Source organism: Bacillus cereus group sp. BfR-BA-01441, assembly GCF_022663075.1.
In the GTDB taxonomy this organism is placed as follows: domain Bacteria; phylum Bacillota; class Bacilli; order Bacillales; family Bacillaceae_G; genus Bacillus_A; species Bacillus_A cereus.
Map to the genome: position 1 here is coordinate 1 of NZ_JAKUEU010000062.1, position 12,765 is coordinate 12,765.

Sequence of the window (12,765 nt, forward strand, 5' to 3'; positions counted from 1 at the left end):
AATTAAACCAGGAGTCGGTGAAACAACTCGTGTATTACTCCGGAGAATACCGTGGAAAATTTTAATACGTAAGCAAAACAATCCCGATTTAAAGCATATTTTACTTCTCGCTAAAGAAAAGAATGCCCCAATTGAAATCTATGAGAATATGGCTTATTCATGTTGCGGGCTCATTAAGCCTCTTAGGAAGGAAACAAGATGATTTTCGCCAGTGATCTTGATCAGACGCTTATTTATTCCCGGAAATCGTTTCGTGCCCCTATAGAAGATGAATCAATTCAACTCATTGAAACTATAGATGGGAAAGAAATTTCTTTCATATCACATAAAACCATTTTACTACTAAAAAAATTACAACTGCACTCACATTTCATCCCAGTTACAACAAGAACTATTAAGCAGTTTCAGCGTATTGCTTTATTCCAAAACGAAATCATTCCCGAATACGCCATTACAAGTAACGGCGGCAATATCCTTCATAACGGGAAACAAGATGGTACTTGGAACAGGAAAGTAAAAGAAAGACTATCGGTTGAATGTATAGAGAGAAACGACATACTAAAGGAATTTGGACAAATAGCTCATAAGGATTGGGTTATATCGCAAAAAACAGCTGATGATCTATTCCATTATTGCATTATTAAACGGGAGAACATTCCTTATGATGAATTATCATCCTTCACTTCCTGGTTAGACAAACAAGGCTGGAATCATTCACTTCAAGGTAGAAAGCTATACTTTGTACCAAAACCAATTAATAAATGGGACGCCGTGCAATATATAAAAGAAATTTTGCAAATAGATACGATTATTACAGCTGGGGATTCTTTACTTGATTTATGCATGCTTGAAAAGGCGAACCATGCCTTCGCACCACTTCACGGTGAGTTAGGGGCAATGCATGATAACTTACAACCCCATATTTTAAAAACAGACGCAATCGGCATATATGCCGCAGAAGAAATCGTAAATAAATCACTTCAAATTATTCACAGTTCATTACCTACCTCATGATCATCATATGCACAATTGCATACGCACCGCGGTTAAACAGATGGTACAATTTATTTGAATCGCTGTTGCTACACTTCTTGATTAGAGAAAAGGCGTTAAAACGGAAATTAGCGTCTTATCAACCTCAAGCAATTGGCACATTTTGTCATCTTAAAAGACACTCCAACGAGTGTCTTTTTTTCTATATCCAACAAGGACTTACTCATTTCAAAGTATAAATACATAAAATAATGTAAATCATGACACGCATGAATCACTTTCTAAAAGTTATAAAGTAGATTCAAAATAAAAAAGCACTCTTAACTAGAGTGCTTTTTACTTTCAAACAAGGAGGCTACATATATGGATAGTACTCTCGTATTTAACTTTGGCATTGGTATTGTTATCATTTTATTTGTTTTCTTTGTACTTTGTATGAGCGGTGTGTAACAGTCTTTTATGCTGATAACTCTTTTAAAGTATCACTTAATTTGAACTTTCTTAATTGTAATGACGCAATCAATGCTGCCCCCGCTCCAAGCATCACGCTAGCTAAAGCCAGTATGACCACTTGATTATACGGAATAATAATAACCGTTAACTCTAAGCTTGATAACACTATATAACTAAACAAAATCCCACCAAAAATGCCAATGCAACCAGCTATCGCTCCAAGTAAAGTTCCCTCTAATAAAACGATCCTTCTCATTTGCTTTGGGATAGCTCCTACCGCACGAATCATACTAATTTCAGCACGTCTTTCATGTAAACTTGCTACTATCGCATTCATTAATCCTATACCAGAAATAATGAAAACAATTACAACTAACAAGCTAATTAACATCATCATTTGCGATAATAACTGCTCTTGTTCTTTCAATAAATCATAACTGTTTATAACTTCTATATTCTCTTTATTCTTTGTAATTTCTTTTACTTGCTTCTTAATTGCTTCAAATGACTGATTAGAATTTGTCATAATTTGAATCGCTTCATATCCTTGTACGTGAAACTTATCGCGAGCCCATTGTTCATTTACAAAAACATCTAACCCTCTTAACCTTAATCCTTGCTCAATAATTGAAACGACTTTAATCGTTTGTTTTTCTTTTCCCTTTCCTTGTACTTCAAACGTATCTTGCAACTGAAGCCCTAAATTTTTAGCCACTTCCTTCGTAATGACTCCCTCACCATCTTCTAATGGCTTATTTAAAGTTTGTCCTGCAATCACTTTCGCCTTTGTTACTTTCTGATACGCTACAATATCATTACCTACAACTTCCATTGAATCAGAGTTCAAATTGTTTTTTTTCATAAATTCATACCATTCTTGATTCGCTTTTTTAAAGTCATAATTCACAAGCTTTGCTGTAAAGTCAGTAGCATTCCCAACACTCGTCTCTACACCATCAATTTTTTTAACCTTCTCCATCCAACTAAACGGTAATGTTCCTATTCCTTGCGACTCTACTGGAATTCTTACTACTAAGTCCGCTGGTAAATGTTTTTGTAATCCTTTTTTCATACCTTCATACATAGAGTTTACATACATCGTTCCAACAAGTGCTAACATAAAACCAAATGCTAGTATAGCAACCGACACAGCTGCCTTATTTCGATAACGAATGACATTCCGGCTACTAATCGTCGTTTCAATTCGTAATATCATTTGAATCGGTTTTGCAATCACTGGTGCTATCACGCAAATAAATAACGGGATCGCAAATAACAAACCGACCGCGAATAAAAGCGCTCCTATCGCACTTGGATTAAAACCGATATACTCCTCTAATACGCTACCTGCTAGCCCAATAACAGTACCAATAATTAAAATGCTAAGGCTAAAAGCACTCCATCTTTTTTCTTTCTTCTCATTACTAGGAAGACCTGGGCGGAGTGCTTGAACTGGTGGAATCTTTCTAACCATGAAAGCTGGTATAATAGCCCCTATGATAGACATAACAATCCCTAGTAAAAAAGTAATGAGTAAAATCTCACTTAAAATCGAGAATGATGCTTCCCCTGCCCCCTCAATATTCACCCATTTGTTAATGAATGATGCTGCAATTGTTTGCGTACCTGCCCCAAGAATAACCCCTGCTAACGATCCGATCGCTCCGATGCATAAAGCCTCTAATAAAACGACTACTATAATTTGATTTGGGTTACTACCGAGTGCACGTAATAATGCCCATTGCTTAAATCGACTTCTGACAGATAAGAAGAAACTTCCCATTATTAAAAGGGCTACTACAAATAAGGCAATACCACCTAAACTAAAAATTAAAGGCTTCATTACATTTAGTCGTTCAAATGCCTTATCGACATAAGTACGTTGATCCACCTTTATATTTTCTATCTTCTTATTTACATCAAGAGCAATCGCCCTTTTCACATTTACATCGGCTGTTTTCACTTGAACGAGATTAAACTGATTTGGTAGATTTAATTCTTTTTGAAGCCACTGGATTGGAAAATAAGCCCCATGCCCCATTGCCGCCATTAACGGCGGATTTAAAATGCCGACGACTTTCACAGTCTTTTCTCCATGTTGTGGGAATGGCAGTTTAATCGTATCTCCCAATCGTATATTTTCACGTTCTGTATACCCTTTTGTCAGCGCTACTTCAGCACCTTTTTTCGGATATCGCCCTTCTACTATTTTATAAGAATGCATTTCTGGAGAATCTTGCTCAACACCCCAATAAGATGGCTTTCCCGATAACTCTTTATAATGCGGAAAAGGATATGGTATAAGTGCTTTTGATATTTTCTCAGCATTTTCTAAGCCATCTATTCCCTTTAAACTTTCATTATTTAAATACATATCGTTTTTTATATAGCCAAATTGTAAATTATAATCTCCATATCGGCTTACTACTTGTTCCTTCACACTCTTCTCTACTGATTGATTTCCTAGCAATAACATCGTCGCTAACATAACACCTAAAGCTGCACCGAGAGCAATCAACATATTTCGCAGCCAATTTTGTTTCATCGATTTTACTGCATACTTAATTACCCATCGCATCACCTTTACCCCCTACTTTAAAGTGGCGATTCATAATCTCTTGAATGTGAGTAACTTGTTGTGGGATATTTCGAAACTTCCACCCTTTACTTTCAGCATGTTCATGAATCACTTCACCATCTAATAAGAAAACAACTTTATCCGCATGAGCCGCTACGAACGGGTCGTGCGTTACAATAACAGCTGTTTGCCCTAACTCATCACACGCATTGCGAAGTACCGCAATTATGTTTTTGCTATTTTCCGAATCTAATGCCCCTGTTGGCTCATCCGCTAATATAATTGCCGGTTCATTTGCAAAAGCTCTTGCTATCGCAACCCTTTGCTGTTGCCCGCCTGATAACTGTGCTGGTAAATGTTTTTCTTTTCCTTTTAACCCAACAAGCTCTAATAAACGAGTCGCTGTCACGGTTGCCTTCTTTTGCGAGACATTATCTAACAATAAAGGTAATCCTACATTCTCCTCCGCACTAAACACCGGAATCAAATTAAACTGCTGAAAAATAAAACCGATTTTATGCCTTCTAAATAAAGCGAGCTCTTTTTCTTTTAATGTTGAAATCTCTGTACCGTCAACTCGAATACTACCTATCGATGGAATATCTAATCCACCTAACAACTGAAGTAAGGTCGTTTTACCCGATCCACTTGCCCCCATAATACAAACGAAATCTCCTTTTTGAATTTGAATATTAATACCTTTTAGTATTTTCACTTTACTATCCCCAATATCAAACGATTTTTCTAACCTTTCAATTTCAATAATATTCATCCCTATATCCCCTTCTCTCTCTATTTATCAATCTATATATTCTATTCAAAATACAAATTTCCTACTATTTTGTATTTTTTTGTCACATACTAATATTTCTCATGTCAGAAAAATTGACTCTCGCAAAAAAAGTAACCATAATAGTTACACGAATACATAAAAGCTATTCACATATCCACAAATAGGAGGAAGAAAAATGAAACATGTAATCGTTTATGCACACCCGAATACAGAAAGCTTCAACCATGCGATTTTAGAAACGGTAAAAAGTGAATTAGAAGGAAAAGGTCACGAAGTACGCGTTCGCGATCTATACGAATTAAACTTTAATCCAGTATTAGGCGCTTCCGATTTCATCTCATTTTCTCAAGGAAATACACCAGAAGATATTAAAGAAGAACAAGAGCATATCTCTTGGGCTGATAGCATTACATTCATTTATCCAGTGTGGTGGGCGGGACTTCCTGCTATTTTAAAAGGATACGTTGACCGTGTATTTAGCCACGGATTCGCTTATGCTTACGGTGAAAACGGTATTGAAAAGTTATTAAGCGGTAAAAAAGGATTGTTATTATCTACAATGGGAAATACGAAAGAAGCATACACAGCAGGTGGCATGTTTGATGCAATGAAGAAAACAGCGGATGTTGGTATTTTTGAATTTACAGGCATTGAAACAATTGAGCATACATTCTATACAAGTGTTCCTTCTGTGGATGACAGTGTGCGTAAGCAATATCTTGAAGAAGTGAAAGACGTTGTGAATCGTGCATTCTAACAAAATTATATCGGCGATTTTTCAAATATATCGACTTACCGATAAAAATCAACACTAGTCACAACTGAATGTTAGCCCACACCAATCGGGCTGCCAACAAATATCAGAAAAAAAGCTGTTCCAAAGTTTGGAACAGCTTTCTTCATTACATCTTCTCAATCCACTCCGTCAAGTTATGCACAACTTGCGTCGGTTGTACTTCGTATTCTGTTAACTTCTCCACAGTTGTGACTCCAGTGTGGACAAGAAGCGTATGCATACCAGCATTTATTCCTGCTAAAATGTCTGTATCGTAGTTATCCCCAACCATTAATGCTTCATTCTTTTCTATGCCAAGCACTTTCAAAGCTTGTTCCATAATGATTGATTCTGGTTTTCCGATAAAGATTGGATCCACACCTGTTGATACTGCTACAACTGATGTTAATGAACCATTACCTGGTAATAATCCTCGCTCAGTTGGGATGGCAATATCCCCATTTGTAGAAATAAACGTCGCGCCATTACGCACAGCAAGACACGCTTTTGCTAATTTTTCATATGTGATGTCACGATCTAAACCCACAACAACGAAATCAGGATTTTCATCCACAAGTTCAAATCCTTTTTCCACAAGTGCATCGTGTAAGCCTTCTTCACCAATCATATATACAGTTGCGTCTTGTTTACGTTCATAAATGAAGTTCGCAGTCGCCATACTCGTTGTGAATACTTGCTCTGCTTTCGCTGGAATATCGAAACGAACAAGCTTTTCTGCTACCTGTTCCGGTTTGCGAGTTGAGTTATTCGTAACGAATAAATATGGAATGCCGCGCTCTCCTAATGCTTTTACGAAGTCGCTTGCTTCTTCAATTTGTTCTTCTCCGCGATACATCGTACCGTCTAAGTCAATTAAGTAACCTTTATACATCGATTATGTCTCTCCTTCTATGCTAACGTTCTCACCTTATCATACCACTCTTATATTACCCGCTTTTCCAAAAGAAAAAAACGCTTTACCTTAAAGCGCCCCATAACGTTCATTTTTTCTCTTTTATTTGGTAAGAACAACTACAATCGCCCTCGCACATATTTGCTAGCGTTTTCACTTCTGCGTTCGTAAATAGACGCTTATACATTTCTTTTTCATCTTCACACACTTGCGGGAATCTCTCGGCAATTTCCTTTAACGGACAGTTTTGTTTTTCAATTACGAAAGATTTCTCTCCATCTCTCTTTATTTGAACCATATAACCATTTTTCTCTTGCATAGCTGCTATCTCTTGCACTTTATATGCTAAATTCTTTTGATTACTCACTCTCTTTTGTAACTGTTCTTCCATTCGCTTCGTTCTCTCTTTTAAAACGTAACGAAGTATTTTTTCATCGCCCATTCGAGCTAAATCTTCTAGCATATCAATCGCAAATTGCTTATACTCTTTCGGGAATGTATCTTCTCCCTTTTCGCTTAATCCATACAAATAAGTTGGTCTTCCGACATGTTGCCTTACCATCTTAGAATAAATGAGTCCGTCTTTCTCAAGATTACTTAAATGTCTTCGAATCGCCATTTCTGTAATCTCTAAAACGTCAGCTAGTTCCGCTACCGTGTGCTCTCCCTTTACTTTCAACAATTGTACAATCTCGTCTTTCGTAGTACGTGCTTCCCCCATACTTCACCCTTCTCCCTTTTCTTTCTCACATACAATATAAGATCCCCAAAAGGCATTCTCTGGGGATCTTATAAGCATAATTATTCTGGTACAAATGCAGATACAGGTCCTAATTCCTTTTCTAAATAACTGCGAATATTTGCTGGGTACCTTTCTACCACTGCAATATGTTTTTGAATCGTCTTATATAATTCATCATGATTCATTTGAATATAATCTTGCGTAAGCATTTTTCGAAGAAGGATAATTTCTTTCATCCCTTGTCCATCTTCTTCACTTATCACTCGCTCGTCCATTAAAATATCAATAATATCTTCATAGCTTCCTGGATCGCGCATAATAAATCCATCAATCATCGCATTTCCTACATCTAATACACAATCAATAATAAGATGGGCTATGCGCTCTAATGCGTAAAATTCAAACTCGGTTTCATATATCTTTTTCTCTTGAAATGTACTTGTTGCTCGTTCTAAACATACTAGCATTTGTTCTATTTTCTTTCTGTCTACAAAATACATGAATGTCACCTACCTGGAAATTAAAGCATTTACATTTTAATTGTAACGCTTTCTTCTGAAAAAATCGACAATTTTTCGAATTCACCTTTTCTCCGTTATTTGTTATAGTTATATTTGTATGATTTTTGAAATTGGAGGAATGGAATCTTGGAACGTGAACTCGCACTAGAAATTGTCCGTGTAACAGAAGCAGCTGCCTTAGCATCCGCACAGTGGATGGGCCGCGGAAAGAAAAATGAAGCAGATGATGCAGCAACTACAGCAATGCGTGATATGTTCGATTCAGTAAACATGGCAGGTACAGTTGTAATTGGTGAAGGAGAACTTGATGAAGCACCGATGTTGTATATTGGTGAAGAACTAGGAACAGGTAACGGTCCAGAAGTAGACATCGCCGTTGATCCATTAGAAGGTACAAACATCGTTGCAAAAGGTCTTGCAAATGCAATGGCAGTTATTGCAATCGCAGACAAAGGGAACCTTCTTCATGCTCCTGATATGTACATGGAAAAAATCGCGGTTGGTCCAAAAGCAGCTGGTAAAATTAGCTTAGATGATCCAATTGAAAAAACAATTGAAATTGTAGCAGAAGCTAACAATAAAAAGATTCGCGATCTAACAGTTATCGTTCAAGAACGTGAACGTCATCAAGATATTATTGACCGTGTTCGTGCAAAAGGTGCACGCGTAAAATTATTTGGTGACGGTGATGTTGGTGCGTCAATCGCAACAGCACTACCTGGAACGGGTATCGACTTATTCGTAGGTATTGGCGGAGCTCCAGAAGGTGTTATTTCTGCAGCAGCATTAAAGTGCCTTGAAGGTGAAATGCAAGCTCGCTTAGTTCCAATGAACGAAGAAGAAGAAGCTCGTTGTCGTGAAATGGGATTAGAAGATCCTCGTCAACTTCTTATGTTAGATGACTTAGTATCTGGGGATGATGCAATCTTCTCAGCAACTGGTGTATCTGCTGGTGAGTTATTAGACGGTGTTAAATTCCTTGGCGGAGATTTAGCTGAAACATACTCTATCGTAATGCGTTACAAAACAAGAACAGTACGATTCATTAAAACGCATCACCATTTAGATCATAAACCACACTTAAACTTAGATATTTAATAAAGGAGCCATGTGTATGGAAGAACGTTTCTTTCTGTACGACGATACTGTCGCTACAAAAACTCGTTTCGTTAGCTTTATGGGAGAAAATGAGCGTCACGATTTAGCGCTATTATACTCCGATCGTCATTACGGTAAAACAATTGTCCTTGATATGCAACGCAATAAATTTGCAATCATCGGTGCTGACGATTTAAACGAACCAGGCTACTTAGAGCATGCATTTTCTATGACTGAAGAAATTGCAGAAGAACTACGCTCATTTTTATTTGAACTTATATAATTTATCGTATGCACCAGCTATTTTAGCTGGTGTTTTTTCATCATTAGTATTTAGAATTTTCAATCTTTTGTGTTATAATTAAGAATAAATCTATTTGGATAGAAAGGACGTTATCTACGTATGCCAACAACTACTTTGTAATGGACCAGCAATTGGATAGCATTACTCTCAAAAAAGCACCGTGCTTTTTCAAGGGAGTAGTCTGCCCATTCCCATTACAAAGGAGCGTATTGCATCTGTAGTATGATGTTTACGGAGGTTCCTCTTTGGGGACCTCCTTTTATTCTTGTCTTTTTCTCATGCCTTCATACTACAAGACATCCAAATAGCTGTATTACGTTCCTTTACCACTACTATAAGAGGTGAAGGAAAATGCAGAAAGTACAACTTTCTTGGAGTTTATATGAAAACGAGCAAAACACAATCGAAAAATATTGTAAAAATTGCAGACGTACTACCCTATTTACCGACACAAATATTCGTAGGCATAACGCCAACGGAAAAAACATATACCGCTTTGCCATTTATAAATGTCCGAAAGACCATACGTGGAATCAAAAACTTCGTATTTATAAAGCATTTACTGATCACGTTGAAACAGTCGATATGACGCAGCAGGATCAGCCAGAAACAACTACTACCATTTCCATTACGCAACATCAAGAAAGCGGCATAACCGAAATCACGATCGTATTAGATATTGTTTTCGGTTCCCACCGCATCGATAAAGCCTTATCCACATATATTTCCGACTGGAGCCGTACACGCATTGTGGATAAAATTAAAAATGGGGATATTCAATTAAACGGACAACAAATGAAGCCAAATACAATACTTTCTGAAGGCGATCATATCTCGATTTGTTTGTAAGCAAAAATATGCAAAAAATCCTCTTACAATTGTAAGAGGATTTTTTTATTTCTTCACTTTTCGTAATACAAAATGTGCGCAACCGAAGTTACAGTACTCGTATAAATACTCCGTTAACGTACTAATTTTCGTATCATATGTCGCACGTTGGTTACTATCATCAAAGAATCCGCGCAATCTAAGTTGCTCATATCCCCAGTCCCCAACGATGTAATCATATTTATTTAAAATTTCTGCATAGCGCTCTTTAAATGCTTCTTCACTAAAACCGTCACGAAAGTTTTTAATTACTTCGTACTGAACATTATTAATGCTCACCGTAGCATGAATCTCTTGCTTTTGCTCCATCATTAACTTCCTCTCTAAGCATTCTTCTTTTTATCGTATCACAAAGCATAACAACCAACAATTTCAAATACAAAAAATTGCAAATTAGTACATGCTATGGAGAAGGAGGTGATACATCGTGAAAAAACAAATTTTACTTTCCCTTCTCACTCTTTCCTTATTTGCAGGCTGCCAATCAGCGAACAAAGCTGAAATGGAACGTGAAGAAGGAAGCCGTGTTCTTGTTTCCAATAAAAACGACATGTATCATACGGAAAATACAAATACAAGACTCACAAGAGTCGGTTATTCTTCTAAACAAAAGCATGAAGTATCTAACAAACAAGTAGGGGCCATTAATCGCGAGAAGGTCGCTGAAATGATTACAAGCATGACAGTCAAACTTCCTGACGTTACAAACGCTGCTACACTCGTTACTGATGATGAAGTGTTCGTTGTATACCGTGCAAACACAACGGATCCAAAACTCGTAGCGGATCAAGTATATAGAGCTGCTTTGTCCATCGTTCCTCGCTATTATAAAGCATATGTATCAACAGACCAAAAGTTGATTTCTCAAATTCAAGGGCTTCAATCTGGCGCATTAAACGATACAGAATATACACAAAGCCTCGATATGTTAAAACGAGAAATGAGTAAAAATCCTCATTTGAACAATACGGGAGATCAGACTTTGAATGATATGATTAAAAAGTAAAACAGGTGGAGAAAATCTCCACCTGTTTTACTTTTTATTTTTTATTACGATCCGCATAAACCTCCATCGCATCACACATAAACTGCGCTAATCCCTCACCAAACTTATCGATATTTTTCGTAAAGCGCTCATCAGCGACGTACATTTGACCGAGTCCTTTAAAAGCATCTAACGAATATTCACCGAAGTTTTGCAAGTAATCGTACCATACTTTAATAGCTGCCTGCGCCTCTTTAGAATCTGGTGCATCGTGTCTAAGCGTTGCTAAATTTCTATAAATAGCATTAAACTCCTCTTGGTTCTCTTTTGACATACCTTTTGCATATTCGTTCGCTTTATCTACAGCTGCGTCTCCCCATTTTTCACGTGCTTCTTCTTCATATGGGTTATGGCTGAAATCGAAGCCTTCAAATTTCTCTTTATTCGTCATTTCAATCTCTCCTTTTGTATGCTGAATTGTTTTATCAATCGTCGCAATCACCTTATCTAATCTGGCACGCTTTTCAAGAAGCATCTTCTTATGAAGCTGTAGTGCCTCTTCGCGATCAAATGATGGACTCATGATAATCTCTTTAATTTTCTTCAAAGGGAAGCCAAGCTCTTTAAAAAACAAAATTTGCTGCAATGTCTCTAAATTTTCATTGGAATACAGACGATATCCAGACTCTGTCGTCTCGTCTGGGGTTAACAACCCAATTTCATCGTAATGATGCAGTGTGCGCACACTAATTCCAACTAAATCAGCTACTTCTTTTACTCTCATTGTCATTTGTATCTCCCCCTTAGTACATACGATAAAGTATGACGCAACGTTAGAGTCAATAAGTAAATTCATTTTCTTTCTAAAAGTTTCATCTCTCCCCTATTTCATGCATAATAGATATGTACATATATTAGAAAGCGGTGAAAGTATGGTTTCAAATACTGTAATTGCCAGCATCATTTTTCAACTCATTGTCTCGATTCTGGTCCCAATTATCGTACTCGTTTATTTCCGTAAAAAATATAATATGAATTGGAAAGTGGTCGGCGTTGGTGTTCTTATCTTTATCGGATTCACCCAAATTCTTGAAACACCATTCCACCTATTTATGCGCGGTAATCCAACAATCGCTCCATTTTTAGAAAATCCGTTTGTCTTCGCAATTTATGGCGGATTGACTGCTGGTATTTTTGAAGAATTAGGACGCTTCGTTGCCTTCTTCTTCTTACTAAAAAAATATCTAGAATATAAAGATGGCTTCGCTTATGGAATTGGTCACGGCGGAATTGAATCTATTTTAATTGGCGGTTTTTCTGCATTACAAGCATTAATCTTTGCTAATTCTATTAACGATGGTAGCTTCGCTCGACTGATTGAACAAAAACCCGAGCTTAGCATTTTACAGGACATGTTAATTCAGCAACCTGCCTACTTATACTTCCTTGGTAGCTTAGAAAGAATTATGGCACTCGTGCTTCAAATCGCCTTTACAATGCTTGTTTTATACGCAGTCAAACAGAAGAAATATATCTTCCTAGTATACGCTATACTATTCCACGCATTTGTAGACTTTTTCGCGGCACTTTACCAAACAAAAACAATCAACATCTTCGTTGCCGAAGGAATTACACTTCTGTGTACAATTGGCGCTGTCGTTCTTATTCGCAAAATGAAAGAGAAATTAATGAGTGTACCGGAGTAAAAAATAAACCACCAAA

The 12,765-nt window shown here is 37.0% G+C and carries 15 protein-coding genes; 8 read left to right on the top strand and 7 right to left on the bottom strand.

Annotated elements, in window-relative coordinates; genetic code table 11:
* Positions 1 to 202 (top strand): RNA-binding protein (locus MR107_RS21525; RefSeq protein WP_305037295.1); only part of this gene is annotated, 202 nt, incomplete at its 5' end.
* A complete protein-coding gene (locus MR107_RS21530; RefSeq protein ID WP_000575372.1) occupies positions 199 to 1,014 on the top strand; it encodes an HAD family hydrolase in 816 nt (271 codons plus the stop codon). The genes MR107_RS21525 and MR107_RS21530, both read left to right, overlap by 4 nt.
* Positions 1,015 to 1,450: 436 nt before the next feature.
* Here MR107_RS21530 and MR107_RS21535 read toward each other — a convergent pair whose 3' ends face one another.
* Both MR107_RS21535 and MR107_RS21540 read right to left on the bottom strand, forming a co-directional pair.
* Entirely contained in the window at positions 1,451 to 4,024 is a 2,574-nt protein-coding gene (locus MR107_RS21535) for an FtsX-like permease family protein (RefSeq protein ID WP_134266036.1), read from the bottom strand.
* Complete coding sequence (locus tag MR107_RS21540) at positions 4,008 to 4,796, bottom strand: ABC transporter ATP-binding protein (protein ID WP_242292687.1); 789 nt, start codon at positions 4,794 to 4,796, stop codon at positions 4,008 to 4,010. The genes MR107_RS21535 and MR107_RS21540 overlap by 17 nt, the downstream gene beginning before the upstream one ends.
* Positions 4,797 to 4,992: 196 nt before the next feature.
* On the opposite strand from MR107_RS21540, the gene MR107_RS21545 reads away from it, so the two are divergent.
* Complete coding sequence (locus tag MR107_RS21545) at positions 4,993 to 5,574, top strand: NAD(P)H-dependent oxidoreductase (RefSeq protein ID WP_000683439.1); 582 nt, start codon at positions 4,993 to 4,995, stop codon at positions 5,572 to 5,574.
* Positions 5,575 to 5,719: 145 nt separating this feature from the next.
* On the opposite strand, the gene MR107_RS21550 is transcribed toward MR107_RS21545, so the two are convergent.
* The 3 genes from MR107_RS21550 to MR107_RS21560 all read right to left on the bottom strand — a co-directional run bounded on the left by MR107_RS21550 (position 5,720) and on the right by MR107_RS21560 (position 7,747).
* A complete protein-coding gene (locus MR107_RS21550) occupies positions 5,720 to 6,484 on the bottom strand; it encodes a TIGR01457 family HAD-type hydrolase (RefSeq protein ID WP_000276467.1) in 765 nt (254 codons plus the stop codon).
* A gap of 109 nt (positions 6,485 to 6,593) precedes the next feature.
* Positions 6,594 to 7,226, bottom strand: a complete 633-nt coding sequence (locus MR107_RS21555) for a helix-turn-helix transcriptional regulator (RefSeq protein ID WP_000503345.1) — start codon at positions 7,224 to 7,226, stop codon at positions 6,594 to 6,596.
* An 80-nt stretch (positions 7,227 to 7,306) separates the two neighbouring features.
* A complete protein-coding gene (locus tag MR107_RS21560; RefSeq protein WP_025686790.1) occupies positions 7,307 to 7,747 on the bottom strand; it encodes a DUF86 domain-containing protein in 441 nt (146 codons plus the stop codon).
* 147 nt (positions 7,748 to 7,894) lie between these two features.
* On the opposite strand from MR107_RS21560, the gene glpX reads away from it, so the two are divergent.
* The 3 genes from glpX to MR107_RS21575 all read left to right on the top strand — a co-directional run bounded on the left by glpX (position 7,895) and on the right by MR107_RS21575 (position 10,019).
* Complete coding sequence (gene glpX / locus MR107_RS21565; RefSeq protein ID WP_000439090.1) at positions 7,895 to 8,866, top strand: class II fructose-bisphosphatase; 972 nt, start codon at positions 7,895 to 7,897, stop codon at positions 8,864 to 8,866.
* 16 nt (positions 8,867 to 8,882) lie between these two features.
* A complete protein-coding gene (locus tag MR107_RS21570; protein WP_000392606.1) occupies positions 8,883 to 9,149 on the top strand; it encodes a DUF3055 domain-containing protein in 267 nt (88 codons plus the stop codon).
* A 372-nt stretch (positions 9,150 to 9,521) separates the two neighbouring features.
* The gene (locus tag MR107_RS21575; RefSeq protein ID WP_001174567.1) at positions 9,522 to 10,019 is read left to right on the top strand and encodes a hypothetical protein; all 498 of its coding nucleotides are present in this window, start codon (positions 9,522 to 9,524) and stop codon (positions 10,017 to 10,019) included.
* 45 nt (positions 10,020 to 10,064) lie between these two features.
* On the opposite strand, the gene MR107_RS21580 is transcribed toward MR107_RS21575, so the two are convergent.
* On the bottom strand, positions 10,065 to 10,367 hold the full coding sequence (locus MR107_RS21580; RefSeq protein ID WP_000435943.1) for a YutD family protein: 303 nt from the start codon (positions 10,365 to 10,367) through the stop codon (positions 10,065 to 10,067).
* 118 nt (positions 10,368 to 10,485) lie between these two features.
* On the opposite strand from MR107_RS21580, the gene MR107_RS21585 reads away from it, so the two are divergent.
* On the top strand, positions 10,486 to 11,064 hold the full coding sequence (locus MR107_RS21585) for a YhcN/YlaJ family sporulation lipoprotein (RefSeq protein WP_000744132.1): 579 nt from the start codon (positions 10,486 to 10,488) through the stop codon (positions 11,062 to 11,064).
* Positions 11,065 to 11,098: 34 nt separating this feature from the next.
* Here MR107_RS21585 and MR107_RS21590 read toward each other — a convergent pair whose 3' ends face one another.
* Positions 11,099 to 11,833, bottom strand: a complete 735-nt coding sequence (locus MR107_RS21590; RefSeq protein ID WP_000178775.1) for a MerR family transcriptional regulator — start codon at positions 11,831 to 11,833, stop codon at positions 11,099 to 11,101.
* Positions 11,834 to 11,933: 100 nt separating this feature from the next.
* Between MR107_RS21590 and MR107_RS21595 the strand changes: the two genes are divergently transcribed.
* Positions 11,934 to 12,749 (top strand): YhfC family intramembrane metalloprotease, encoded by an 816-nt coding sequence (locus tag MR107_RS21595; protein ID WP_002204855.1) that lies wholly within the window; start codon positions 11,934 to 11,936, stop codon positions 12,747 to 12,749.
* Positions 12,750 to 12,765: the final 16 nt, after the last annotated feature.

Coding starts and splice junctions, on each gene's coding strand:
- MR107_RS21595 (WP_002204855.1), top strand. CDS start 11,934: ATGCATAATAGATATGTACATATATTAGAAAGCGGTGAAAGTATGGTT.
- MR107_RS21550 (WP_000276467.1), bottom strand. CDS start 6,484: ATGTATAAAGGTTACTTAATTGACTTAGACGGTACGATGTATCGCGGA.
- MR107_RS21540 (WP_242292687.1), bottom strand. CDS start 4,796: ATGAATATTATTGAAATTGAAAGGTTAGAAAAATCGTTTGATATTGGG.
- MR107_RS21590 (WP_000178775.1), bottom strand. CDS start 11,833: ATGACAATGAGAGTAAAAGAAGTAGCTGATTTAGTTGGAATTAGTGTG.
- MR107_RS21580 (WP_000435943.1), bottom strand. CDS start 10,367: ATGGAGCAAAAGCAAGAGATTCATGCTACGGTGAGCATTAATAATGTT.
- MR107_RS21555 (WP_000503345.1), bottom strand. CDS start 7,226: ATGGGGGAAGCACGTACTACGAAAGACGAGATTGTACAATTGTTGAAA.
- MR107_RS21570 (WP_000392606.1), top strand. CDS start 8,883: ATGGAAGAACGTTTCTTTCTGTACGACGATACTGTCGCTACAAAAACT.
- MR107_RS21545 (WP_000683439.1), top strand. CDS start 4,993: ATGAAACATGTAATCGTTTATGCACACCCGAATACAGAAAGCTTCAAC.
- MR107_RS21575 (WP_001174567.1), top strand. CDS start 9,522: ATGCAGAAAGTACAACTTTCTTGGAGTTTATATGAAAACGAGCAAAAC.
- MR107_RS21560 (WP_025686790.1), bottom strand. CDS start 7,747: ATGTATTTTGTAGACAGAAAGAAAATAGAACAAATGCTAGTATGTTTA.
- MR107_RS21535 (WP_134266036.1), bottom strand. CDS start 4,024: ATGCGATGGGTAATTAAGTATGCAGTAAAATCGATGAAACAAAATTGG.
- MR107_RS21530 (WP_000575372.1), top strand. CDS start 199: ATGATTTTCGCCAGTGATCTTGATCAGACGCTTATTTATTCCCGGAAA.